Source organism: Pedobacter sp. MR22-3, from assembly GCF_026240075.1.
GTDB lineage: Bacteria > Bacteroidota > Bacteroidia > Sphingobacteriales > Sphingobacteriaceae > Pedobacter.
The window spans coordinates 371,487-398,422 of sequence record NZ_JAPIVF010000003.1; the positions used below are offsets into that span (position 1 = coordinate 371,487).

The window sequence follows — 26,936 nt, forward strand, 5'->3', positions numbered from 1 at the left end:
GACGAAATGATATTTTAGAAGATTTCCGCTGATTTTTTTCCGTGATGATCTTCTTGAATCCGGGAGATTCTTTTTAAGGGTAAAAAAATGGCCTGCGAAACACAGACCATTTAAATTATGTATTATGTACGAAATAAATTAAAGTGATGGTTGAATTTCTATAACCTCATCTTTTAATAAACCCCATAGTAATTTCCTCACTTCCTTAAAGTCATTTAAATAATATTTCGCTTCAGAGATGTTATTTCCCACTTTGATCGTAAATGCATCATTTGGAAGGGCTTTGAAAATATCTTCATCGGTATGGTCATCGCCAAGTGCTAGGATGAAATCGGGTTGCTTACCATACAGCCAGTTAAGTGCAGCTTTTCCTTTATTTACTTCCATATTCTTAAATTCGATGACCTTATTGCCCGGCATTAGTTGTAGTCCCTTATCTGCGGCCAGAATCTTCAGGTGACTTACAATTTCATTCGCCCTTAAATCGCCTAATCCCTCTTCTGCCTTGCGGTAATGCCAGACTAAGGAATAACTTTTTTCTTCAATGAAAGAGCCTGGTGTCCTGTCTGTATAAGTTTCCAGGATAGATTTCATTTCCTGTTTCCATTGATCGGTGAGGAGTGGCAAACAATTCCATTTATCGCCATAGGCTTTTTGCCAGGCACCATGTTCCGCTATAAGGTCTACCTTTAAATGACCAAACCATTTTTCAAGGGTTTCATTTCTTCTGCCACTGATGATGACCACGGTATTTGCCGGATCTGCCGTTAACCTGGTAATTAAATTATAAAGTTCCTCATCAGGCGATGCATCATCAATATTTCCGGCAAAATCTACCAGGGTTCCATCATAATCAAGGAATAATACCCGGTTTGTGGTATGGTCATATTTTTCAGAAATTACTTCTTTAATGGCCGTTACGGCATGTTTTGTAAGTAATGAGTTTTGAGAATCTTTCACTTCGTCTAGTCTTAATATAAAATTATTTACCCAATGCTTTACATTGAATTTTTCTACAATGTTCCGCATGGCTTTCATGCGGATTTGCTGTTCTTCTATTGGCATTTTTAAAGCCAATACGATGGCTTCCATAATGTCTCCAATGTTATTTGGATTCACAATTACTGCATCTGTTAGTTCCTTGGATGCGCCAGCCATTTCGCTTAAAATAAGTACGCCGTTATTATGATTTCTACTGGCTACATATTCTTTACTTACTAAATTCATACCATCACGCATGGGGGTAACCAGGCAAATGTCTGCAGTGGCATAAAGGGCTGATAAAATTTCAATCGGAAAAGAGCGATAAAAATAGTTAACCGGAATCCAGTTAATGGAGCGGTACCGGGCATTTAAATTCCCTACAAACTGGTCAATTTGTTCTTTTAAATCCCTGTATTGCGGAACAGTGTCTCTGGATGGAACCACAATCATGTACAACTCTATCTTACCAATAAATTCGGGATGAGCCTGCAATAATAATTCCAGCGCTTTTAGGCGCTCCAGGATGCCTTTACTGTAGTCAAGCCGGTCAATGGAGAGGATAACTTTCATGTCTTCCTTTCCGTTCCGGAAGTATTCAATTTCTTTTTGAACTTCATCGTGCGACGTAAGATTGGAAAACTTATCGAAATCAATGCCCATTGGAAAGGCTTCAACTACAATCTGCCTTTCGTTGTTGTTTAAAACATTGGCTGTTGAATTTACCGGTAATAAGCGGGTTGCTGTACTTAAAAAGTGGCGCACATCATCATAGGTATGGAAACCAATCAGGTCGGCGCCTAACATGCCGTTCAGCAATTCATCCCTCCAGGGAATTAACCTGAATATCTCATAAGATGGAAAGGGAATATGCTGAAAGAAGCCTATGGTAGATTGTGGCAATTGATCACGCAGGATGCCTGACAGGAGCAGGAGCTGATAATCCTGAATCCATATTTTATCTTTTGCAGAAAGTACATTTGAAGCAGCTTTTGCAAATTTATGATTTACGGATTTATAACAATCCCAATAGCTTTGTTCGTAATGCGCATAGGTAACGAGATAATGAAAAACAGGCCATAAAACCTCGTTTGAAAAACCTTCGTAATATAAATTTATTTCTTCCTGGGTAAGAAATACTGGGTAGAGGTTAAGTACAGCGAGTTTATCTATGACTTCCTGTTGCCTTTCTTCCGGAACTTCAATTCCCGGCCAGCCAATCCAGATGGAGTTACCTGTTTTATAAACATCTCCAAGGCCTGTTGCGAGTCCGCCTTCACTTGGGATGAAGGTATACTCGTTATTTTCTTCTATAATTTTAACGGGTAGTCTGTTCGATATTATAACTGTTTTCATGCTTGTATTTGATGTATCCACATAAATAAAAGCTTGTAACAGCGTTTTTGTTTGAATATTCGTGTTAAAAAAACATTGAAATGATTTAAACCAAATTATATTATCAATAATTTTTCAAAACTTAAGGGTGTGAAAAGGTCAGGTTTGACTCTGATTTTTTAAATCCGGATCAGACGTAATTGAATACTAAAGAAAAAGTGGTTTGTTCATTCGGAACAGACACAACTTCTATACTTCCGCGATGCATTTTAATGATGTTGCGGCTAATGGTTAAGCCAATGCCCGAACCATTTTTCCTGGTGGTATAAAAAGGAACAAAAATCTTTTCCAGATCTGACTGATCTATTCCCTTACCATTATCGGTGACGTCTATATAAAGTTTAGTGTTTTCCAATCGGTGCCTAACTGTGATATGAGGCTGATCAAATCCTTCAACAGCATAAATACTGTTGGTGATGAGGTTAATTAATACCTGTTCAATCAGTTTTAAATCAAGCTGAACAGTAATTTTTGAACTGGTTTGTTCAATATCCAAAAGCACATGTTTAACTTTCGCAAAAGGCTGCATTAAAACCATGATGTGTTTTAAAATTTCGCCAATAGTATGCGATTCGAGATTTGGTGTAGGCAACTCTGCAATGAGGCGGTAATCCTTTACGAAATCCAGCAATCCGGCAGAACGGCGTTTAATTGTTTGAAGGGCCATTTTCAGGTCTTCCATCTCATCTATATTCAGGTTCTCCTTATCAGTAACCATGCTGTTAATGGTATCAGACAACGAACTGATCGGTGTAATGGAATTTAAAATTTCATGTGAAATGACACCTATTAACCGGTTCCAGGCTTCAGTTTCTTTTTGTTCAATTTCATCCTTAATGTTTTGAAAGCTGATGATCGTATAATTTTTCCCGTATAAGTTAAGGGGAATAACTTCCGTTGAAAGTTGAATAAACTTCTCCTGTATTTTCAGTTCCAGGAAACGTTTGCCGCCGCCGGATATCTGATCAATTTCATTCGCGAATGCCGGTAAATGTTGTTTTAAGCGATGCCAGTATTTGTAAGTGGGCACACCCAGTAAATTTGAGGCTGCCTGGTTAAAGAAGGCAATTTCCTGATTTTGGCTCGTTGTTGTAGCATTGTTAACTACGATTACCCCTACAGGAACCTGCTCCAGAATGGTTTTAATAAGCTGAAACATGGCTTCCTGCTCTAAGCGGATCTGTTTATGAACCTGTAGAATCTCCCCAAATGATTCGTACAGCTCCGGGAAACTTCCTTTGGTGGTTTTGTTTTTAAAATTTAAGGTATGATCGCGTGTTTTAACTGCCAATATAAACCGTTTGATATCCGAACGGATTTCATTGATATAATGATACAAGGAGATGACGGTACCCAGAAAGATCAGTCCTACCCCGATAATGGTAAACCAGAGTTGTGTATTTTTAATAAGGTAGAACAGCAGGTAAGCCAGTATATTGATCACCAGCAACCGGAATATTAAACGGAAAGTAAAACGTTTGTAAAACATATTTTAAGGTTGAGGGTCGAAGGTTTTAAGGTGGAGGATTTTGCTTGCGAGATAAACCTCTCGCTCGCTGCCTTTTTACCTTCTACCTTAGATTATATTCCAAATTTCTCTATTCTTCTGTACAAAGCTGCCCTGGTTAAACCCAGTTCGGCGGCAGCTTTTGATATATTTCCTTTGTGTTTATCAATGGCTTTCTGCACCATCATTTTTTCCATATCACCCAATGCCATTTCTTCGGGTACAGTATTAGTTTGGGTAAAACGTTGCGGACTAAGCTGTAAATCTTCATCAGTAATTTCTTTTCCATCACTCATAATAACCGCCCGCTCCAACACATGCTGCAGCTCCCGCACATTTCCAGGCCATTTATAATTTAAAAGGATTTCTTCAGCTTTGCTGCTTAAATTTCGGGTTTCTTTATGGTATTTTGAGCTGAACAACTGCATAAAATGATTGGCTAAAAGCAGAATATCTGTACCGCGTTGTCGCAAAGGTGGCAATAACAGTTCAACCGTATTGATCCGGAACAGTAAATCCTGTCTGAATGTATTTTTGGCAACCATTTCATTCAGGGGCATATTGGTTGCAGTGATCAAACGAACATCCACTTTGCGTGCTTTGCTTTCACCTAAACGAATCACCGTTCTGTTTTGTAACACACTTAACAGTTTAGCCTGTAAAGGAAGGGTTAAATTCCCGATTTCATCTAAAAAGATCGTCCCGCCATCTGCGAGTTCGAAACGGCCGGGTTTATCTTCTTTTGCATCGGTAAAAGCACCCTTGGCATAGCCAAAAAGCTCGCTTTCAAATAAGTTTTCATTGAGCGATCCTAAATCCACATGCATAAAAACCTGGTTCTTCCGTTGCGAGTTTCCATGGATCTCATAGGCGAAAACCTGTTTTCCGGTACCGTTCTCACCGAGGATTAAAACGTTGGCATCTGTAGGTGCTACTTTTAATAACGTATTTTGCAGCTGTTTAATGCCTGTTGCCTGACCTACAATGTTTTCAAAACCCCGTGTTAAATCTTTTTGTAATGAGGTATGAATTTTTTCGAGTTTCTTTACTTTCCGGTTAGATTCGCGAAGTTTTGAAGCTGCAGAAAGGGTAGCAAACAGTTTTTCATTTTCCCAGGGCTTGAGGATAAAATCAGTTGCACCTTTTTTAATGGCCTTTACGGCAAGCTCCACATTTCCAAAAGCAGTCATCAGTATCACCACATAATCCTTATCGATGGATAAAATATGCTCAAGCCAATACAAGCCTTCCCGCCCGTCGCTGGCACCTTTCTGGTAATTCATGTCGAGCAAAATAATATCTACCTCATTCCTGCTCAATAACACATTAATTTCTTTGGGCGATTTACAGGTGATAACCTGCTTTACCTGTTGTTTGAGGAAGAGACGGGCACTTAATAAGATATCATCATCATCATCAATGATTAAAACTGTGGCTTCTAAACCCCCAGCGCCTAAAGGGGAGCTTTCCTTTCTATCATTCATATCAAATGTATTGTTAAAACTTCATTAATTTGAACATGGCTAAATTCTTTTCAAATGTTGTTCTTGAGGGTAATTTCTTTTGGAATTTGTCATTTCCACCTCGCCTGTAACTGCCACTTTATTGGGGGCATGCGGTAAATTTAGCCAAACTGTCCGCTCCCGCACAATAACTGTCCGAAAATGAACATAATAAATTTAATAATTTTTTTAATGTTCTGATTTTCAGGTATTTAATTGTTTTTTGTCGCTTTGGCACATACTTGGTTAATAAGCAAATCAAATAGTACAACCGAACAATGGATAAAAAAATAGAGAAGAAAAGATTTAGCCGTAAAACCTTAATTATGATTGGAGGAGCAATAGCATTTGTGGCCATTGTACTTTATGGTTATACTTTATCACTTAAAAAAACATATCATGCAGATGCAGAGAAGTTAACCATTAGCAAAGTAGCATACGGCGATTTTGAAGATGTGGCGCTCCTGAACGCCAGCGTTGTTCCATTAACTTCGGTTATCGTAAGTTCATCTGAAGGAGGTACGGTTGCTGAAATCTTTACAGAGAATGGTGCTTCTGTTGTAAAAGGTACTCCATTATTGAGAATCTCGAACGCTAATGCAATGTTAAGTTATACCTCAAGCCAAACCGCTGCGACTGAGCAAATTAATCAACTGCGTAAATCCAGATTGGATTTGGAGCAAAATCAGCGGGTTTTAAATCAGGATGTTTTAGATGTCGAAAATAGCTTAAGAACTGCTGCGCGTCAGTATCATTTAGATAGTGCACTTTTTGCGAAAAAGGTGATCACCCTACAGGAGTTTAATAAATCAAGTCAGGATTATGAATATTACCAGGGTAAACTTAAGATTGTTCGCCAGGCTGTAAAACAAGAAAATCAAAGCAGGAGAATGCAGCTGATGCAAATTGACCAGTCAATGGCGCAGATGAATGAAAGTTTGGAAATGATCCGCAAAAACATTGAGAACATGACCATCAAGGCACCTGTTTCCGGAAAATTATCATCTTATGATCCGGTTACCGGTAAATCATATAACTCCAATGAAATGATTGGGAAAATTGATGTATTGAAGGGATATAAATTACAGGCTGGTGTGGATGAATACTATATTAATCGTGTAAAAGAGGGGCAAACTTCCACCTGTGAATTCAACGGGAAAACGTACAACCTGACGGTTAGTAAAGTAATCCCCGAAGTTACAGCGGGCCAGTTTCAGGTTGAAATGGTGTTTAAAGGTGCAGCTCCGGAAGGTTTGCGCAGAGGTTTATCCTTGCAAACGAAGTTAACCTTATCGGATAACAGCAAATCATTATTGCTGGCACAGGGGCAGTTTTTTCAAAGTACCGGCGGCTCATGGGTATTTGTGGTGAATAATGGCAAGGCAACTAAGAAAAACGTAAAAATAGGGCGAAAAAATTATCTTTATTATGAAATATTGGATGGTTTGACCAAAGGTGATGAAGTGATCACCTCATCTTACGATCAGTTTAACCAGTACGACCAGTTGGAGATCGCTAAGTAGTATCCTCATCCGAGCTCCCCGGAGGGAAGCAAAAAGTAAAACCTAAATAACGAAAAAGCTAACTTGTTGGCACAAATTAATTTAATATGAACACTCCAAAAGCCCTTTCTGCCAGGGAGGGTTGGGTGGGGCTAAAAACCTGATACTAAAACGCTATGATTAAAATAGAAAATCTGGAAAAAGTTTACAAAACCGAAGAAGTCGAAACTACGGCCCTGAACGGCATTAACCTTCACGTCAAAGCGGGAGAATTTGTTTCTATCATGGGTCCTTCAGGCTGCGGAAAGTCTACATTATTGAATGTAATGGGATTATTGGATAAGCCAGAAAGTGGCAGTTATAAATTTATTGATACTGAACTTTTAAGTTTAAACGACAGAGAGCGCTCCAATTTCAGGAAACGAAATATGGGCTTTGTTTTTCAGAATTTTAATTTGATAGACGAATTAACCGTATTTGAAAACATCGAACTGCCTTTAATTTACAATAAAATCCCGGCAGCAGAGCGGAAGCAACTGGTGAACGAAATCATTGAACGGATGAATATCGTTAACCGCAGTGGCCACTTTCCACAACAACTTTCCGGTGGACAGCAACAACGGGTTGCCGTGGCAAGGGCATTAGTGACCAAGCCAAAATTAGTTCTGGCCGATGAGCCTACCGGAAACCTGGATAGCTCGCATGGCAATGAAGTGATGGAATTGCTTTGTGAACTGAATGAAACCGGAACTACAATCGTGATGGTAACGCACTCCAGTCATGATGCCAGTTTTTCCAACAGAATCATTAACCTGAAAGATGGTCATGTAATTTCTGAAAAGATAAATAAAAGTAGAAACGAAGAGCTGATCTAAGGCTTAAACCTTACACCTCGTAAAAAAAAGATTTTAGTTTAGTTAATGATAGGTCTTCCTAAAAATCTTCCCGGATGGGAAGATTTAGGCAAGGCGCTGGAAAAGCTGACTAAACCGAAAATATAAAATTAAAGAGGCTAAGGCTTTCATATACCTGTCTTGAATAATTGATACTATTTACCTGATACTAAAAGATGTTCAAACTCAACCTAAAAATCGCCTTGCGAAACCTCTGGAAAAACAAAGGATTTTCACTGATCAATATCGGAGGACTGGCCATTGGCTTAGCCAGTTGTATGGTTTTATTGCTCTACGTTGCTTACGAGTGGAGTTATGATAAGCAGTTTACCAACAACGATAAAACTTATGTGGTTTATCAAAATATGGAGGCTAATGGTAAAACTTTTAGCTGGGCATGGACCCCTAATGTAATGGCTAAAGAAGTGCAGGAAAAATTACCGGGAGTAAAATATGCATCACATTCTACCTATCCACGAGCTCATCTAATTACCGTTGATCAAAATAAACTGATTAGCAAGGTTGTTTTCGCTGATCCTTCTTTCCTTAAAATATTAAATTATAAGTTCCTTAAGGGCAATCCTGTAAAAGTTTTGGAGAATGTAAATACTATAATTCTGACAAAATCATTTGCAAAGAAGTTATTTGGGGACGAAGACCCCATTAACAAAACGGTGAAGCTGGAGAATCAGGAGGTTTTAAAAGTTGAGGCCATTATAGAAGATATCCCGGCCAATAGCAGTTTAATTTTTGAATGTATCATGCCATGGGATTTATTTTTGAAGAGAGAAACTTGGGCAAAGGAAAATAACTGGGGTAATAACATGTGCCTGACGCTGGTTCAATTGCAGGATAATAAATTTTTTCCGGCGGCAAATACTTATATACATGATATTTACAAACGCAATCAAAAAGAAAACCTGGCAGTTGCATTATTACATCCTTTATCCAAATGGCATTTATACGGCGATTTTGTAAACGGAAAATCTGTAGGTGGAAGAATAGATCAGCTCAAAATATTTTTATTACTTGCGTTTTGCATTCTGTTAATTGCCTGCGTAAACTTTATGAATCTATCTACTGCCCGTTCCGAGCGTAGAGCAAAAGAGGTTGGCGTTCGTAAAGCTATTGGTTCTTCAAGGCAATCTTTAATCAACCAGTTTTTTTTAGAGTCTATCCTAATCACAGTTGTTGCCACGGTTATTGCTTTTATTTTAGTTGAGGTAAGCATTCCCTATTTTAATAATTTATTAAATATCAAATTAGAAATTGATTATAGCAATTTTAGATTTTGGACTGCGCTTTTTATTTTAATGATTTTTACAGGATTTATAGCGGGTAGTTATCCGGCACTTTACCTATCTTCTTTTGAACCCATTAAAGTATTAAAAGGTTTAAAACTCAAAACTGATTCTTCAGTATCGGTGAGGAAAGTTTTAGTGGTAGGACAATTCGTCTTTGCAGCCTGCTTAATCGTGTGTACAGCGGTAATCTATCAGCAACTGAATTACATTAAGAATAAACCAATTGGTTATGACCAATCTAACCTCGTCCAGATTGCCGTGCAAGGTAAGATGAAGAAATATAAAAACCTGGAGTTGCTCAAAACACAATTACTTAAATCTGGCGCTACGAGTGATGTGACATTTTTTAGTATGGATGTTACGGAAGGAGGCAATAATACCATTGATATCCAATGGCCAGGAAAAAATCCAAATGAAGAAGTTTCTTTTAACCACAGATCCATTGGCTATGATTTTATAAAAACCATCGGTACGGAGATACTTAGTGGTCGCGAATTTTCGGAACAATATCCGAACGACAGCAGCAATGTGATGCTCAATGAATCGGCCGTAAAAATGATGGGTTTAAAGAATCCAATTGGTGCGGTGATCACTTTTTGGGGTACCAAGTTCACCAATGTTGGTGTTGTTAAAGATTTCGTTGTAGAAAGCGCTTATCAGAAAGTGGCACCAATGATTTTTCGTTTGGCACATAACGAAGATTTTAGTGTCATTCTTGTGCGTTTAAATCCTGGTCAGAACATCAGTTCATCACTAAATAAAATTGATGCGCTCGTAAAAGAAATAGAACCTAATTATCCGGTTAACCGCAAATTTGTCAATGAATCTTTTGAAGTAAAATTTCAGGATGAAAAGATACTGGGTACACTCTCCAATTGGTTTGGTTGTTTTGCCATCTTCATTTCTTGCTTAGGCTTATTAGGATTAGCGCTTTTCATGGCCGAACAACGCAAAAAAGAAATCAGCATTCGTAAAGTTTTAGGTGCGAGCACGGCCAACATCCTAACGCTTTTAAATAAGGATTTTATCAAACTCGTTGCTATTGCGAATGTGGTTGCCTTTCCACTCGCTTATCTGGTCATTAATAAATGGCTTTCTGCATTCGAATACCGGGTTGATATATCATTTTGGCCATTTGCACTTGCCATTACAATATCTGTTTTAATTGCTGTTTTAACCGTGAGCATTCAGTCGGTGAAGGTAGCGAAAGCGAACCCGGTTGATGCGCTTAAATATGAATAAAAATAAGTGATAAGTTATACGTTTTAAGTCGTAAGTGAAAAACTTATAACTTAAAACTTACCACGTAAAACTACAAAAATGTTCAAATTAAACTTGAAAATCGCCTTGCGAAACCTTTGGAAGCACAAAGGCTTCTCCTTAATAAATATTGGTGGCTTGGCTATAGGTTTAGCCAGTTGTATGCTGCTATTATTGTATGTGTCATACGAGTTTGGGTTTGATAGGCAGTTTAAGAATTACAACACAACTTATATTGCCCATACCAATATGACAGCCAATGGTAAAGTGCACAGTTGGGCCTGGACACCTGGTTTATTAGCCCCGGAGCTAAAAGAGAAATATGCCGGTATTGTAAATGCTGCGAGATCTTCTTATCCATTTGAGCAACTAATTAGCTATAATGATAAAAAAATTAAAAACAGAGGTTTGTTTGCTGACCCATCTTTTCTTGATATACTGGATTATAAATTTCTAAGTGGTAATGCGGTAACGCCACTTAAGGATATTAATAGCGTTATTTTAACTCAATCATTAGCAGAAAAATTATTTGCAGGCGAAAATCCTTTAGGTAAAATAGTGAAGCTGGATAATAAAGAGGGGTTAAAAGTTGAAGCAGTAATTGCTGATATACCAGCAAATAGCAGTATCAAATTCGATTATTTAATGCCCTGGAAATTAAATGAAAAAACACACGAATGGATAGCTAAGCAGGGATGGGGGAGTAATTTCTGTTTAACCCTGGTACAACTTCAAAATACTAGTTTATTGGATGGAGTAAATGCTAAAGTTAAAGATATTTATAAAACCCATGATAATGAATCAAATACCAACGAATTGTTTTTGCATCCCTTATCAAAATGGCATTTGTATAATGAATTCGAAAATGGGGTAACTATTGGTGGAAAAATAGACCAACTGAAGATTTTCTTTATGCTGGCAATTTGTATCCTCCTTATTGCTTGTGTAAACTTTATGAATCTTTCTACCGCCCGATCAGAGAAAAGAGCAAAAGAAGTTGGTGTTCGCAAAGCAATTGGATCAAGCAGAAAATCATTGATAGCTCAGTTTATTCTGGAAAGCATTTTACTCTCTTTAATTGGAACTGTTGTTGCTTTTACTTTAGTTGAGATTAGTTTGCCGTACTTTAATACGCTGTTAAATATTAATCTGATTATTCAATACCATGATTGGAGAAATTGGGCAACTTTAACCGGGTTAATTTTATTTACCGGCTTACTTGCAGGCAGTTATCCGGCATTTTACCTGTCATCTTTTGAACCTGTAAAAGTGCTTAAAGGCTTTAGACTCAAGACAGGATCGGCTATGTCGATTAGAAAAGTATTGGTTGTTTCTCAGTTCGTATTCGCGGCAAGTCTAATTGTTTGCACTGCAGTTATCTATCAGCAATTAAACTACATTAAAAACAAACCAATAGGCTATAATCAGGGTAACCTGATACAAATGGCAGCTGCAGGTGCTTTAACGAGTACAAAAAAAATCGACTTATTAAAAACGCAGCTTATCAAATCCGGTGCCGCCCAACACGTTTCTTTGATGAGTATGAATATTGATGAAGGTGGAAATAATACCTCAGATATCAGCTGGCAGGGCAAAAACCCCAATGAAAAGGTATTATTTAACCAAAGGGGGATTGGTTACGATTTTATAGCAACTACGGGTACTGAAATGATTAAAGGAAGAGAATTTGCTGTCGAATTTCCAGGTGATTCTAACAAGGTTTTGATAAATGAAGCTGCTGTTAAAATAATGGGACTTAAAAATCCGGTGGGTACAATAATTAATTATGGTGATTCCAAAGCTACTATTATAGGCGTAATGAAAGATTTTGTTGCAGAATCTCCATACCAAAAAGTAGCACCAATGATTTTTAATAAAATATATAGTGACGAAGGAGGAGTAATTTTAATTCGACTAAATGAAGCGCAAAATATCAGTGCCTCACTGGTACAAATAGATGCACTCGTAAAAGCTATAAATCCGGATTATCCTGTGGATAGAAGATTTGTCAGCGAATCTTTCGAAGAAAAATTTCAGTCTGAAAAACTTTTAGGCACACTTTCAAACTGGTTCGGCGGTTTTGCGATATTCATCTCTTGCTTAGGCTTATTAGGATTAGCGCTTTTCATGGCCGAGCAACGTAAAAAAGAAATCAGCATCCGTAAAGTTTTGGGCGCGAGCACGAGAAATATTCTTACACTTTTAAATAAAGATTTTATCAAACTGGTGGCGATAGCCAACATCATTGCTTTTCCACTGGCTTATATCATTATTAATAAATGGCTTTCATCTTTCGAATACCGGATAAGCATATCTATTATGCCTTTTGCATTGGCGATCGCTATTTCTATTATAATTGCCGTTTTAACCGTGAGCATTCAGTCGGTAAAGGTAGCGAAAGCGAACCCGGTTGATGCCTTGAAATATGAATAAAAATAAGTGATAAGTTATACGTTTTAAGTCGTAAGTAAAAAACTTATAACTTAAAACTTACCACGTAAAACTACAAAAATGTTCAAATTAAACTTGAAAATCGCCTTGCGAAACCTTTGGAGAAACCGGGGAATAACTGCCATTAATGTTGGTGGTTTAGCTATAGCTTTGGCTGCTTTTATTTTGGTAGCCATGTACTTTACCTATGAAACCAGCTTCGATCAGACAAATCCTAACTACAATAATATTTATGTGGTTGGTAGAATTGAACCTGATTTTAAAACCAATTACACTTCTCCTCCGCTCGTAAAAGCGATTAAGTTAAATTTTCCGGAAGTAGAAAATGCAGGGATCACCAAGATAAACCATTCATTGGAATTGGCTATTAAAAATGGCAAAAATGCCATTTTTACGAAAAACATTTTGCAGGCAGATTACAATGCCGCCAAAATTCTGGACATCAATCCAATAGGTGGCTTGATCCAGCCATCGGGTGATGTAGAAAGATTAACTTATCTGAATGTTGAAAACGTTAAAACACTGTTTCCTGGTAAGAAAGACAATAAACCCGAAATGGTGAGCTTCGGATCTTCCAGTTCAGGAATAACCGGAACCATCGCCGGGGCTATTGTTAACAATGAGCATTCAAATTTTAGCTTTGACGGGGTATCCATAGGCAACGAGATTGGAAAAGGAGAAAACTATGGATATAATAATTATAATACCTTTATTCAGGTAAAACCGGGAACGGATGTTGAAAATCTTCAAAACAAAATCACCAATTTATACAGAGCTGAGCTATTAAAAGGTGAAACCGATGTAAAGACAATTGAAGAAATTAAGGGCGTGTCTATATTTTTGGATCCTTTGGCTCATCAACATTTAAGGCCTAAAGCAGGAAATGATACCCCTTATAAAATTTTAATTGCACTTTCTGTTCTTGGTGTTTTAATCTTAGTGATTGCCTGTATTAATTTCACTAATCTCAGCATTGCTCAGGCCGCTAAAAGAGCGAAAGAGGTAGGCATTAAAAAAGTAATGGGCGCCTATCGCCTTCAGCTAACTGCTCAATTTTTAACTGAAATATTTATTCAGTGCCTGTTTGCAACAATTATGGCATTGGTTTTTGCTGAATCGGCATTGCCATACTTTAACAACTTGTTCCAAATTAATTTAACAATATGGCATGCCAATAATGATCTGTTCTGGCAATTGCCTTTAATTTTATGTCTGATTACCTTAATTGCCGGAACTTATCCAGCTTTAGTATTATCCGGTTTCAAACCCGCATTGGTGTTAAAGGGTAATTTTTCTACAAGTAAACAAAGCTCTTGGTTGCGGAATGGATTATTGGTTTTTCAATTCAGTATCGCCGTAATTTTCATTATTGGCTTGTTTATCATTAACGCTCAGCTTAAATACATGAGGAGTGAGGATTTAGGTTTTACGGCAAACCAGGTCGTGTACATCAAGAACATCAGTATGTTTAATAAGCCTGAAAAATTCACTCCTGTTAGAGATAAAATCTTAAAAATTCCTGGAATAAAATCGGCAACCGTGACCACTGATATCCCTGATGGTGCAGAAGGTGGGGCTAATGGTTATACTTTCGAGGGCGTGCAATCCAGCCTTGATTTTATAGATGTAGATTTTGATTATTTCGAGACGCTGGATATCAAGTTAAAAGAGGGGCGTTTTTTCTCAAAGTCATTTAGTACAGATACTGCGAATTCTGCTATAATAAATGAGCGAACTGTTGCGAAATATGGCATGAAAAACCCCGTTGGAAAAACAATCAGAGGCTGCAATATTGATTATAAAATTGTTGGTGTAATTAAAGATTTTAAGGCTCAAGGCTTTGAAAGTGCCGTTCAGCCAACCATTTACGCAATTAAAAATCCTTGCGGCAATTATAAGACGCAAATCATGCTAAAAATTGAGGAAAATAAAATGTCTGATGCTTTGGCTGCTTTGAAAGCGCAATGGCCTCAAATTAACCCTCAGGATGGTGAAGATTTCAGGTATGAGTTCTTAGATGAACTTTATGGCAAACTTTTCAAAAAACAAGAGCAGCTACAATCCGTGTTTTTTGCAGCGGCATTACTCACCATTTTTATTGCTATTTTAGGTTTATTTGCCTTTGCAAAGTACATCACCAACGGACGCATCAAAGAGATCGCAGTGCGCAAAATTTTGGGTGCAAGTGATGTTCAGATCTTCAAATTGATTAACAGTTCATTTTTTATCATGGTGCTTGCAGCTAACGTAATTTCATGGCCGGTCGCTTACATCCTTACTAAGAAATGGCTGGAAACTTTTGCCTACCGGATTGATTTACCTCTCCTTCCTTTTGTTAGCAGTGCAATCATTACCATTTTATTAACGGTGATAACGGTGAGCATTCAGGCAAAAAAAACCGTAAGGGCTAATCCGGTTGATGCGTTGAAATATGAATAAAAATAAGTGATAAGTTATACGTTTTAAGTCGTAAGTGAAAAACTTATAACTTAAAACTTACCACGTAAAACTACAAAAATGTTCAAATTAAACTTAAAAATCGCTTTGCGAAATCTTTGGAAGAATAAAACCTCCTCTTTCATTAACGTTATTGGTTTAGCTATCGGCTTAGCTGCTTGCTTAATGTTGCTATCATATGTTTCTTACGAGTGGAATTTCGATAAACAGGCCAAAAACTGGAAAAATGTTTATGTAGCCATGACGAATGTTCCCGGAGAAGGTAATAAAATCGCAGGTACTTTTAATGGTTCTACCACAGCATTGGGCCCGCTCTTGAAACAAAATTTACCGGAGGCGAAATACATTGCCCGTATGGATTATGGTACAAAAAGCCTCATTGCAAACGGACAAAATAGCTATAAAAAAAATTCTAAGTTTGCCGAACCCGATATCCTTAAACTGTACGATTATGAGTTTATTGCAGGCGACCCGAAAACGGCATTAAACAATCCACTTTCGGTTATTTTAACTGAAAGTACAGCTAGAACCTTATTTGGAACTGCTGATGTGCTGAATAAATCCGTTCGTTATCAGGATAAAGAAAACCTGACCATTACCGGTGTAATTAAAGATTTACCTGAAAATAGTTCTAACCGTTTCGACTTTTTAATGCCTTGGTCATTTTACGAGATTATTGACGACAGTGCAAAGGATTTAAACTGGACGAATTATAGTTTTGTAACCATGGTTTCGCTTAATCCGGATGCCAATATTGAGTTGGTAAACCGTAAAGTTAAGGATTTGGTAAAGGCAGCTACGCCTCAAACCCCGCAGTCGCAACCACATTTTTTATACCAGGCGAGCAGACTACATTTATTTGGCAAATTCGAAAATGGTAAAAGTGTAGGCGGCGACATTGAGCAAATCTGGCTTTTTGTTGGTTTGGCCTTTGGTATATTGCTAATCGCCTGCATCAATTTTATGAACATGGCTACGGCCAAATCAGAAAAACGGTCAAAAGAAGTGGGCATCAAGAAAACCATCGGTGCTAATCGCAGTTCATTAATTTTTCAGTTTTTAACCGAATCAATGGTATTAACTCTGGTTGCTGTTGTCGTAGCGATAGCATTGATAGAACTTTGTCTACCTGCATTTAATTCGCTCCTCAATATAAATCTCGGGATTTCATACTTCAATACGGCAAGTTGGGTTGGTATCCTGGGAATCGTAATTGTCACCGGATTAATTGCCGGCAGTTACCCGGCGTTTTATTTATCAGCTTTTAACCCAATTCAAACATTAAAGAGAAAGATTTCGGCTAAAGGATTTCTAAGCATAAGTTTAAGGCAAGTGCTGGTTGTTGGTCAGTTTTGCTTCGCCATTATTCTGATTATCGCAACTTTGGTCATCTATCGCCAAATTCAATACATCAAAAACAAGCCGGTTGGCTTCGATGTGAATGCTTTGGTGGAGATTCCTCAGGATGGAGAATTAAAAACCAAATTCGAGTTATTCAAATCCGAACTGCTTAAATCCGGAGCGATAAAGTCGATGTATCAATCGTCTGTTAGTCTTTCTCATCATGGTCGCAACTTTATGGATATTACATGGGATGGCATGACGAAGCCTGAAAATACTGTCTTGTTTAACCAGGTGGCGACTTCGTATGATTTTATCAAAACAAATGGTATTAAATTACTCGAGGGGCGGGATTTCTCTAAAAACTTCGCATCAGATACCAGTGCCTTGCTGGTGAGTGCCTCGGCTGTGAAAGTATTTGGGTATAAAAATCCTATTGGCAAAAGGGTAAATCTGTATGGTACAAATGCTTATATTATTGGTGTTTTTGACGATTATGTTTGGGATTCGCCTTATAAATCTAATAACCCACAGGTTGTATTTTTAAATCCAAAGCAAACAGGTACCATTACAATGCGACTGAATAACGCAAACAGTTTGCAAAGTAATATTGAAACCATCAGCAGAATTGCAAAGGTTTTTAATCCGGCATATCCAACGGAAATTACTTTTATAAACTCCTTATATCAGGAGAAATACAAATCAGAAAAAACCTTAGGCATTCTCTCCAACTTGTTCGGCGGACTGGCAATTTTCGTGTCATGCCTGGGTTTATTCGGCTTGGTTGCTTACAGTGCCGAGCAAAGAACAAAGGAGTTTGGTGTGCGAAAAGTACTCGGCGCATCGGTTGCGGATTTAATGCAATTGCTGTCGCTTTCTTTTATCAAAATGATTGTAGTTGCCATTTTTATTGCGGTGCCGGTAAGTTATTTTGCGATGAATAAATGGCTGGATAACTTTGAGTTTCGTACTGAAATAAGCTGGTGGATAATTCCTATGGCAGCAATGGCAACTTTAACGATGGCTGTAATTACCGTGAGTTTTCAAGCTTATAAAACTGCAAAATCGAACCCTGTTGATGCATTGAAATATGAATAAAAATAAGTAATAAGTTATACGTTTTAAGTTGTAAGTGAAAAACTTATAACTTAAAACTTACCACGTAAAACTACAAAAATGTTCAAATTAAACTTAAAAATCGCTTTGCGAAACCTTTGGAAAAACAAAGGCTTCACTTTAATAAATATCGGAGGACTGGCCATTGGCATGGCCTGCTGTTTGATGTTGTTGCTTTATGTAAACTACGAATGGAGTTATGATAAACAGTTTAAAAACATTGATAAAATCTATATCACAGGGTTAAATCTGAAGATTAATGGTAAACTGGCCACTACCATGGCCATACCAAATAAGCTGTCGAAAGCTGCGATGGAAGAATTGCCCGGCTTTAAACGAAGTGCAAGGGCATCAAATGAAAATAATGTAAAACTGTACAGCCATGGCCAGGATAATTTCAAGCTCACCTCATTGTATGTTGATCCTGATTTTATTAAAATTTTTGATTATCATTTTATTTATGGCGATGCCAATACGGCTTTAAATGAACCCGGTTCATTGATTATCAACGAAAGCACGGCTAAAAAACTATTTGGCAATCAAAATCCTATCGGGCAAAGAATCACGTACGACGGAAAAAAGGAGCTTAAAGTCAGTGCTGTAATTGAAGATTTACCAAAGAATCAAACCATACAATTTGATGTCTTACATCCATGGTCATTTTTAGATCAGCTCAATCCCGGCGATAAAGAAAATCCCTGGGGCACTATTACATGTTTTACCTATTTCGAGTTAAAGGATAATGTATCGGTAGAAGCAACGAATCAATTGTTGCAGCATTTTATCGTGAATAAGGAGCCCGAATTAAAAAAAATGACGTATGAGCCATTCCTTTTTCCATTTGCTAAAATGCACTTGTATGATGATTTTGAGAATGGGAAATCTGTAGGTGGCCGTATGGATCAGGTGCGGCTATTTGTATTTCTTGCTTTTTGCGTGCTTTTAATAGCGTGTATAAATTACATGAACCTTTCTACCGCACGCTCAGAGAAACGGGCACGTGAAGTTGGAGTGCGTAAAGCTTTGGGTTCTTCAAGAAATACCATAATGGGACAGTTTATGATTGAATCGTTCATGCTTTCATCCATTGCCATGCTCATTGCATTTACGATGTTGGAAGTATTGCTGCCTTACTTCAATAATTTACTGGATATCAAAATCATCATAAAATATAGTTCAGCTCCCTTTTGGATCACGCTTTCCACTATGGTTTTCATTACGGGCTTATTGGCAGGAAGTTACCCCGCATTTTATCTTTCTTCTTTTATTCCAGTAAAGGTTTTAAAAGGATTTAAAGGTTCTGCAGGTTCACTATCTATCCGTAAAACTTTGGTGGTTTTACAATTCAGTTTATCAATTTGCATGATTATTTCGGCTATTGTCGTTTACAATCAGATTCAATATATGCGGGATAAACCTTTAGGATTTGATGTGGCAGCTTTGGCTCAAATTGACTTGGAAGGGGAGTTTGCCAAACCTGGTAAACTGGAGATTTTTAAGAATGAACTTAAACGAGCTGGTGCAATAGAATCGGCAAGCGAATATGCAGGTGCCTTTACCAGGGGTGGAAACATAACCGGCGATTTTTCATGGCCCGGAAAAGCAAAAAATGATGTTTCTATTGTGAGTTACAGAAGTACGGGATTTGATTTTGCCCATACCGCCGGCGTAAAAATTGTTGCCGGACGAGATTTCTCTCCCAAATTTCCTGCTGATACCTCTACTTCGCTCATACTTAACCAGCAGGCTGTTAAGTTGATGGAATTGAAAAATCCAATTGGTGCTATACTTCACTGGGGAGACAATCCACCACTTAAAGTGGTTGGCGTGGTGCAAGATTTTTTCAATGAATCTTTAGGTGCCAAGGTATCACCAACGGTTTATTATTACAACATCAAAAATAGCAAGTCTTTATTATTAAAATTAAATACAAAGCAGTCTCTAACAGCATCAATAGATATCATTAAACAGGTGAGTCAGCAGATCAATCCCGCTTACCCGGCGGAAATTAAATTGGTAAGCGAGGGCATGGCTGAAAAACTACGTAGTGAAAAATTACTAAGCGTACTTTCGAATATTTTCGGTGGTTTTGCCATTTTCATCTCTTGCCTTGGTTTATTAGGATTAGCGCTTTACATGGCAGAGCAAAGAAGCAAGGAGATCAGTATCCGCAAAGTTTTGGGTGCCAATTTATCAGATATTTTAATGCTGCTGAATAAAGACTTTATGAAGCTGGTTATTATCGCTAACATTATTGCTATTCCGGTAGCCTATGTTTCAGTTAGTAAATGGCTTGAAAAATATGATTATAAAATCGCCATTAATCCCTGGCCATTTGTACTGGCACTTTTAACATCGATTATAATCGCTGTTTTGACGGTGAGTCTGCAAACGTTTAAAGTAGCCAAAGCCAATGCGGTAGATGCCCTTAAATATGAATAAAAATGGCTGAAAGGCAGAAGGTTTGGAGGTGGAAGCCTTAAGTGCATCAAACCTCTAACCTTTCAACCATCAACCTTAAAAATATGTTCAAACTAAACTTAAAAATCGCCTGGCGAAATCTCTGGAAGAATAAGGGCTATACATTTATTAATGTGATCGGTCTTTCGATAGGGATGGCCAGTTGTATTCTTATTTTTTTATTTATCCGTTACCAATTAAGTTTTGATGAAGACTTTAAGAATGAAAACCGTATTTTCAGATTTGTAACCGATTGGAAATATGAGGCATTTGATGATTATTCTGCTGGTGTTCCCATACCAGTGGCAAAAGTGGCAAAAGATGAAATTCCAGGATTAGAAAAAACAGCAGCGATCGTAAGAAGAGGTAGTATTGTCCGCGTTCAGGATCGGAAAGGAAGAGATATCATAAAAAGCGATGAAGATGTATATTATGCGGAGCCAGACTTCTTTGAGATTTTTGGTATTAACTGGATTTTTGGTCATCCAACTCAGGCATTAGGTCAACCAAATACTGTTGTGCTATCTGAAACAAGCGCGAAAAAATATTTTGGTAATGCTCAGAATGCCATGGGCAAAAGTCTTTTACTTGGGACTAAAAATATCTGTAAAGTAAGCGGCGTTTTCAAAGATATGCCCAAAAACAGCAGTTTTCCTTTAAAAATTGTAGTTGCCTATCAAAGTTTTCCGGATAAAGATGATAATTGCTGGGATTGTGTAAGTTCTGGCAATGAGTTCTATGTTTTGCTTCAGAAAGGTTTGACAGCAGCAGATATGACTGTTGCTGTGAATCAGTTTAACAAAAAGCATTATGCAGATAAAAAGATTGCAGGCAATCAGGAAAATAAGCTTCAGGCATTAAAAGAAATTCATTTTAGTGAATTGTATGATAATTTTTCCGATACATCAATCGGCCGGACAGAAATTTATGGTTTGGTGATCATTGGGCTTTTTCTGGTTATTACAGCTTGCATTAACTTTATTAATTTAAGTACGGCACAAGCCATTAACCGGGCGAAAGAGGTTGGTGTAAGAAAAGTAATGGGCGGTATGCGGAGGCAGCTGGTTTTACAATTTCTTCTGGAGACCTTTATGGTTACCCTTATTGCAATGTTGATAGCATGTGTACTGGCAGAACTGGGCATTCCTCATCTGCAAAATTTATTCAAAGTAAGTATCCCTATAGGATTATTCCAGCATCCGGTCATACTTCTATTTATGGTTGTATTGGTCGTATTGGTTGGTTTTTTAGCAGGTTTTTATCCGGCACTGATTATGTCGGGATTTCAACCTGCATTAGCCATTAAAAACAAGGCTGCATTAAACAGCGGAGGATTGAGTCTTCGTAAAATTTTGGTCATTGTACAGTTTTCAATTTCTATTATACTGATCATCGCTACAATAGTGGTAATGAAGCAAATGGATTATATACAACAAAAACCTCTTGGTTTTAATTCCAGCGAAGTCGTCATGATTAGTATACCTACAGATAGTTTGAGTTTAACCAAACAAAATACTTTTAAAGAGCAAGCTTCAAAATTACCGGGTGTCGAAATGATCAGTTTTTGCCAGGACCCACCCTTATCGCAAAATGTAAACTCTTCTGATTTTACTTTTAACGGAATAAAAAATAAAGATTTTGAAGTACGAAGGATAAAGGCAGATGAAAACTACTTTAAACTGTTCAACTTAAAAATTATAGCCGGAAAGGTATTTTCAAAAAGTGATACGGCTAACGGTTACGTTGTAAATGAAACATTTCTTAAAAAAGTGCATATTATAAATCCGCAGGATGCAATAGGCAAGTTAATTAACTCTAATGGTCAGAATATCCCGATTGTAGGTGTGGTAAAAGATTTTAATGATAAGTCATTAAAAGAAAGCATCTCCGGGCTCACCATTGCTGCAGGTAAAAACCAGTATTACAGGGCCGCTATCAAAATGGATACCAGGCAACTTAAACTTGCGACGCAAAATATTGAATCATTATGGAACAGCACCTTTCCCGATCATGTTTATTATTCCTTTTTTGTTAATGACCGGATAAACAATTACTATGAAAACGAAAAAGTAACGGGGTTTTTATTCAAGGTATTTGCAGGCATAATCATCTTCATTTCTTTCATAGGTTTATTTGGATTAATTTCTTTCGTTGCAACACAACGAACCAAAGAAGTGGCCATCAGAAAAGTTTTAGGCGCCTCAACCATAGAATTGGTAAAAATGTTAAACGGGTCATTCCTTATAATGGTTTTTATCGCAAATCTCGTAGCCTGGCCGCTGGCGTATTTATTCGTTTTCAAATGGCTTTCCGGCTTCGCTTATCGTATTAATATCAGCATCTGGCCATTCATTTTGGCAATGGTCATATCTATGGCAATAACTTTAATAACCGTGAGCATCCGCTCCTATAAAGCAGCTGTTTCCAATACCATTGATGCACTTAAATACGAATAAAGCTAAAAGACCAAAGACTAAGCATTTGCTATTGTCTTGATACTTGATACTAAATACTTGATACTACAAAAATGTTCAAACTAAACTTAAAAATCGCCTGGCGAAACCTCTGGAAAAATAAGTTATACGCTTCCATTAACATCTCAGGCTTGGCCATTGGGTTAACTGCCTTCGTCTTGCTGCTGTTATATGTTAATTATGAGGAAAGTTATGATACATGGTCGCCAGATTTGAAGGATGTTTATCAGGTAAGGGCATATCATACATACAGTTCGCCAGATAACAGACAATATTGGCAAACGTCAAATGAAAGTAGAATTGCAGCATTGCTGAAACAGAACATTCCGCAAATCAGTGCCATTACAAAAGTTGAAAATGATTGGTATCAAAATTATGCCCTGACGGTTAAGGGTCGTAAATCGCTCATGGTTAGGGGAATCCGCGATGCAGATTCGGCATTTTTTAAAGTGATGCCATACCGGTTTTTAAAAGGCGATGGAATTACCGCCCTAAACAAACCCAAGAGCATTGTTTTAAAAAAAGAAGTGGCATTAAGACTTTTTGATACAGAAGATGTTATTGGTAAAACGATTAGCATAGTAAGGTGGGAAGGTGATGCCCTAACGGATTTTACTATTACAGGAGTAGTTGATGAGCCAGTTACGCCGCAAAGTGTTAATTTTTCCGGTATTATTCGTACCGGTATGTTCGATAAAGATGATCAGCATCCATCTGTTCACAAGTATACAGAAATTTATGCCCGGTTGTTCAGCAAAGCTGACCTGAATCAGCTAAATGAAAATATTCGTAAAGTTTACACCAATAACCTTAAAAGTACATTTATCAACGATCAAAATTCGTATGCAGATTATCTTAAATCTGGAAATGTGCCAGATTGTAAGCTGTTGCCCATCAATGAAGCGCATCAAAACCCGCCGTTTACCGCTGGCTGGACAGAAAAGATAAAGCCTGTTTCTCTGATCGTGACCTTTTTACTCTTAATATCCATTATTAACTTTATTAACTTGGCTACAGCACAATCTTTTCAAAGGGCGAAGGAAGTTGGTGTTAAGAAAGTGCTTGGCTCCAATAAAGGCTTACTGATGAAGCAATTTTTAATGGAAACAGGACTGCAAAGTTTATTTGCTTTATTAATTTGTGGCGTGCTCATCGAATTATTTTTACCCGTTTTTAATGAGCAGCTCGACTTACATATTACTTTCTGGTCAAATCAGAAATTGTTTTTTATACTGTTGCAGCTATTTGGATTATTCTTAATCATCACCCTGCTGGCCGGCTTTTATCCGGCAAAGGTGCTATCAAATTACAAACCTGCTACGATATTAAAAGGAGTTTTTTCTAACAGTCATAAAGGTTTGGCCTTACGTAACTTATTAATTGTATTGCAATTCGTGATTTCGGTCACATTGATTATTGCCATAGGAATTATGCAAAGGCAGGTAAGCTTTATGAATCAAAAAGACCTGGGTTTTGATAAGAGCCGTGTGATCAATATCAGTACTAACTATAACGAGAAAATAGCAAAGGAGATCAGGAGGGTTTCTGGTGTACAATATGTTGGCTCTACCACGCAAGTCATCGGAAACACATATGCGTATGCTGATAAGATTAATTTTAGAGGTAAAAAATTGGATTTAAATATGGTTACGGTAACCATGGAAGCATTCCCCGCCTTAGGTATAAAGCCATTACAGGGGCGTCTTTTTTCATCACTTTATAAACAAGATACTGTAAATACGGTAGTACTTAATGAATCTGCAGCGAAGGCATTGGGGGGCAATGTTGTTGGACAACAATTCAGGTCCTATGAAAATGTTTTTCAAATCATTGGTGTGATTAAAGATTATCATGCAGAATCGTTTGATAAAACTATTATTCCGACCATTTATAAGGTGACTTATCTGGGGGGAATGAGTTCAAATGGAAATTTACTGGTTAGGTTTAACTCCGATCAATATGAGGGTATTATCAGAAAAATTGAGGATATATGGAAAAAATATTATCCAAATTACCCTATGAATTATGAATCTTTGAGTCACGCATTCACCAATAGTTTAGCAGAAAATAATCGTTTTATGAATATGATGATTATATTCAGTGTTGTTTCCGTTTCTCTTTCTTTATCTGGTTTATTTGCTTTATCTACCTTTGTTTCGAAACGAAGAACAAAAGAAATTGCCGTAAGAAAGGTACTAGGCGCATCAAATATGCAAATCATTAATCTGCTTAATAAATCCTTTCTGATTTTAGTTATGGTAGCTAACCTCATCAGCTGGCCTGTAGCCTATATCTTAATTAAAAAATGGCTTGATGGATTTGTTTATCGGATTGATATGCCGGTTTTACCCTTTATCATGGCCACAATTACCTCTGTAGTTATAGCCGTTTTAACCGTAAGCATTCAAGCCAGAAAGGCTGCTATTGCTAATCCTGTCAAGTCACTTAAATATGAATAGCACAAAGCGGTTAGGTGGGGAGCTAAGTGGTTTAGGTCTCTTCATCATATCGCTTCTACCCCCTAAACCTCTAACCTTGTTTAAACAATCTTGATACTAAAATAAAATGATCGAACTTAAAAACATTGAAAAATACTATTCCAGCAAAGGCATTAAACACTATGTATTGCGCCACGTCACCACCAGTATTAAACAGGGTGAATTTGTTTCCATCATGGGCCCATCCGGTGCCGGAAAATCCACTTTGCTGAATATTTTGGGGATGCTGGAAGAACCTACTTACGGCACTTATGAGTTTCTGGGCGAAGATGTAACTACCTTAAATGAGCGGAAAAGGATAGAACTTTACCGTAATCATATCGGTTTTGTGTTTCAGGCTTATCATTTAATTGATGAGATGACCGTTTACGAAAATATTGAAGCCCCGTTATTGTATAAAAAGGTTGGCAGTGCGGAAAGAGCCAGCAGAATTGCGGATTTATTAGATCGTTTTAATATTGTTGCGAAAAAAGACTTATTTCCAAACCAGCTTTCCGGAGGGCAGCAGCAACTGGTGGGCATTGCCAGGGCACTGGCCGCACAACCTGGCATTATTCTGGCTGATGAACCAACCGGTAACCTTCAGTCGGCACAGGCGGAAGAAATTATGCAGCTTTTTCAGAAATTAAATAAAGAAGATGGCATCACCATTATCCAGGTTACCCATGCAGAAAAGAATGCAGCGTATGGTAGCCGTATTTTGCACATTGCTGATGGTGTGGTAAAAGATGACGTTTCCGTAAAGCCTATTCAGGCAGTTTAACTTTATATATCCGGTAAGGATAGTCTGTTCTGTCCTTGCCCTTATTGTATTTTTCCTGCCGGTTCAGTTGCGCGCAACTCAGGTACAGGTAGCCGTCATCACCTATACCGAAAGAATCTGGCCAGCTTAGCCTTTTATCGGTTACTAAGGTAAGTAGCTTTCCGTCCGGGCTCACATATTTAACCGAATAATCAGGTGATGAACTGAGGTAAATATTTCCTTTTTTATCGGCAATCATGCCATGACAAACACCGGTTTCAGCCACCATTTCTACCCCTTCAGAAATCTGTGTTTCACTTAACCTGGTATCTGCCAAATATTCCGTTTTAATTCGGTACAGTTTAGTTTGATTAATGGCCCTGAAATAAAAATATTGATTGTCATGTGTTAAAGCTATCCCATTTACATTGGAAGTGAAGGGTTTGCCTGCTTGATCCACCACATCACGATTATCTAAATGAAGGATAAAGCCTGGATTGGCTAATGTAGCTGTATCCTTTTGAAGTACTGTTCTTGACTTTCCGGTTTTCAAATCTAATACTACAATCGCACTTAAACCCGGATCTGATAAATAAGCCAGTTGTTTGTCGTGATCAACGACGATATCATTCAGTGCGCTTTTATCTTTTGGTAAATCGTCAAAATGGTAAACATTTACTACTTTGTTGTCTGTCAGGTTAATTTGTAATAATTTAAAATGGCCTTCTTTCTTTTGAGCCTGGACACTCCCGAAAATAGATGCACTGCCTCCAGGCCTGGAATCCAAGACCCATAAGAAATTCTTTTCATCAGCATATAAATCCTGTACGCTGACAAAATGGTTTCTCGTATTGATGGTATCAGTTTTATTCCATTCCTCATCCGGAAAAGGCTTTCTTTCGCCGTTAACGATTTCTGTTAAACCATATAAATATGGCTCCCGCTTCGGAAATGACACAAACAGTCGGTTGGTTTTGGCGGAGACAGTCACCCCGATAGGCTGATATTTTCCAAAGGAAGCCACTTCCATAAGTTTAGATTCCTGAGCCATTA

14 protein-coding genes are annotated in these 26,936 nt (G+C 37.7%); 10 read left to right on the top strand and 4 right to left on the bottom strand.

Going from position 1 to position 26,936, the window contains the following annotated elements; all coding sequences use genetic code 11:
- Positions 1 to 138: 138 nt before the first annotated feature.
- The 3 genes from OQ267_RS08560 to OQ267_RS08570 form a co-directional block, all read right to left on the bottom strand.
- Positions 139 to 2,337 (bottom strand): bifunctional alpha,alpha-trehalose-phosphate synthase (UDP-forming)/trehalose-phosphatase, encoded by a 2,199-nt coding sequence (locus tag OQ267_RS08560; RefSeq protein ID WP_265835570.1) that lies wholly within the window; start codon positions 2,335 to 2,337, stop codon positions 139 to 141.
- Positions 2,338 to 2,506: 169 nt separating this feature from the next.
- Complete coding sequence (locus tag OQ267_RS08565; RefSeq protein WP_265835571.1) at positions 2,507 to 3,865, bottom strand: sensor histidine kinase; 1,359 nt, start codon at positions 3,863 to 3,865, stop codon at positions 2,507 to 2,509.
- A gap of 92 nt (positions 3,866 to 3,957) precedes the next feature.
- Positions 3,958 to 5,367 (bottom strand): sigma-54-dependent transcriptional regulator, encoded by a 1,410-nt coding sequence (locus OQ267_RS08570; protein ID WP_265835572.1) that lies wholly within the window; start codon positions 5,365 to 5,367, stop codon positions 3,958 to 3,960.
- 296 nt (positions 5,368 to 5,663) lie between these two features.
- On the opposite strand from OQ267_RS08570, the gene OQ267_RS08575 reads away from it, so the two are divergent.
- The 10 genes from OQ267_RS08575 (at position 5,664) to OQ267_RS08620 (ending at position 25,904) form a co-directional block, all read left to right on the top strand.
- The gene (locus OQ267_RS08575; RefSeq protein ID WP_265835574.1) at positions 5,664 to 6,908 is read left to right on the top strand and encodes an efflux RND transporter periplasmic adaptor subunit; all 1,245 of its coding nucleotides are present in this window, start codon (positions 5,664 to 5,666) and stop codon (positions 6,906 to 6,908) included.
- 155 nt (positions 6,909 to 7,063) lie between these two features.
- The gene (locus OQ267_RS08580) at positions 7,064 to 7,762 is read left to right on the top strand and encodes an ABC transporter ATP-binding protein (RefSeq protein ID WP_088302383.1); all 699 of its coding nucleotides are present in this window, start codon (positions 7,064 to 7,066) and stop codon (positions 7,760 to 7,762) included.
- 194 nt (positions 7,763 to 7,956) lie between these two features.
- Positions 7,957 to 10,326: an ABC transporter permease gene (locus tag OQ267_RS08585; RefSeq protein ID WP_265818580.1), complete on the top strand. Its 2,370-nt coding sequence runs from the start codon at positions 7,957 to 7,959 to the stop codon at positions 10,324 to 10,326.
- Positions 10,327 to 10,404: 78 nt separating this feature from the next.
- The gene (locus OQ267_RS08590; protein ID WP_265835575.1) at positions 10,405 to 12,777 is read left to right on the top strand and encodes an ABC transporter permease; all 2,373 of its coding nucleotides are present in this window, start codon (positions 10,405 to 10,407) and stop codon (positions 12,775 to 12,777) included.
- A gap of 78 nt (positions 12,778 to 12,855) precedes the next feature.
- On the top strand, positions 12,856 to 15,234 hold the full coding sequence (locus OQ267_RS08595) for an ABC transporter permease (protein ID WP_265835576.1): 2,379 nt from the start codon (positions 12,856 to 12,858) through the stop codon (positions 15,232 to 15,234).
- Positions 15,235 to 15,312: 78 nt separating this feature from the next.
- Complete coding sequence (locus OQ267_RS08600) at positions 15,313 to 17,691, top strand: ABC transporter permease (protein WP_265835577.1); 2,379 nt, start codon at positions 15,313 to 15,315, stop codon at positions 17,689 to 17,691.
- A gap of 78 nt (positions 17,692 to 17,769) precedes the next feature.
- Complete coding sequence (locus OQ267_RS08605) at positions 17,770 to 20,151, top strand: ABC transporter permease (RefSeq protein WP_265818577.1); 2,382 nt, start codon at positions 17,770 to 17,772, stop codon at positions 20,149 to 20,151.
- An 83-nt stretch (positions 20,152 to 20,234) separates the two neighbouring features.
- Positions 20,235 to 22,625, top strand: coding sequence for an ABC transporter permease (locus tag OQ267_RS08610; protein WP_265835578.1), 2,391 nt, complete (start codon positions 20,235 to 20,237; stop codon positions 22,623 to 22,625).
- Between the two features lie 71 nt (positions 22,626 to 22,696).
- Positions 22,697 to 25,102 carry an ABC transporter permease gene (locus OQ267_RS08615; RefSeq protein WP_265835579.1) on the top strand — a complete coding sequence of 802 codons (2,406 nt, stop codon included), beginning with the start codon at positions 22,697 to 22,699 and terminating at the stop codon, positions 25,100 to 25,102.
- Positions 25,103 to 25,208: 106 nt separating this feature from the next.
- Complete coding sequence (locus tag OQ267_RS08620; RefSeq protein WP_265818574.1) at positions 25,209 to 25,904, top strand: ABC transporter ATP-binding protein; 696 nt, start codon at positions 25,209 to 25,211, stop codon at positions 25,902 to 25,904.
- Here the strand turns inward: OQ267_RS08620 and OQ267_RS08625 are convergent.
- On the bottom strand, positions 25,888 to 26,934 hold the full coding sequence (locus OQ267_RS08625; protein ID WP_265835580.1) for an L-dopachrome tautomerase-related protein: 1,047 nt from the start codon (positions 26,932 to 26,934) through the stop codon (positions 25,888 to 25,890). The two genes, OQ267_RS08620 and OQ267_RS08625, sit on opposite strands and share 17 nt — an antisense overlap.
- Positions 26,935 to 26,936 lie beyond the last annotated feature (2 nt).

Coding starts and splice junctions, on each gene's coding strand:
- OQ267_RS08570 (WP_265835572.1), bottom strand. CDS start 5,367: ATGAATGATAGAAAGGAAAGCTCCCCTTTAGGCGCTGGGGGTTTAGAA.
- OQ267_RS08625 (WP_265835580.1), bottom strand. CDS start 26,934: ATGGCTCAGGAATCTAAACTTATGGAAGTGGCTTCCTTTGGAAAATAT.
- OQ267_RS08605 (WP_265818577.1), top strand. CDS start 17,770: ATGTTCAAATTAAACTTAAAAATCGCTTTGCGAAACCTTTGGAAAAAC.
- OQ267_RS08560 (WP_265835570.1), bottom strand. CDS start 2,337: ATGAAAACAGTTATAATATCGAACAGACTACCCGTTAAAATTATAGAA.
- OQ267_RS08565 (WP_265835571.1), bottom strand. CDS start 3,865: ATGTTTTACAAACGTTTTACTTTCCGTTTAATATTCCGGTTGCTGGTG.
- OQ267_RS08575 (WP_265835574.1), top strand. CDS start 5,664: ATGGATAAAAAAATAGAGAAGAAAAGATTTAGCCGTAAAACCTTAATT.
- OQ267_RS08610 (WP_265835578.1), top strand. CDS start 20,235: ATGTTCAAACTAAACTTAAAAATCGCCTGGCGAAATCTCTGGAAGAAT.
- OQ267_RS08585 (WP_265818580.1), top strand. CDS start 7,957: ATGTTCAAACTCAACCTAAAAATCGCCTTGCGAAACCTCTGGAAAAAC.
- OQ267_RS08615 (WP_265835579.1), top strand. CDS start 22,697: ATGTTCAAACTAAACTTAAAAATCGCCTGGCGAAACCTCTGGAAAAAT.
- OQ267_RS08600 (WP_265835577.1), top strand. CDS start 15,313: ATGTTCAAATTAAACTTAAAAATCGCTTTGCGAAATCTTTGGAAGAAT.
- OQ267_RS08595 (WP_265835576.1), top strand. CDS start 12,856: ATGTTCAAATTAAACTTGAAAATCGCCTTGCGAAACCTTTGGAGAAAC.
- OQ267_RS08590 (WP_265835575.1), top strand. CDS start 10,405: ATGTTCAAATTAAACTTGAAAATCGCCTTGCGAAACCTTTGGAAGCAC.
- OQ267_RS08580 (WP_088302383.1), top strand. CDS start 7,064: ATGATTAAAATAGAAAATCTGGAAAAAGTTTACAAAACCGAAGAAGTC.
- OQ267_RS08620 (WP_265818574.1), top strand. CDS start 25,209: ATGATCGAACTTAAAAACATTGAAAAATACTATTCCAGCAAAGGCATT.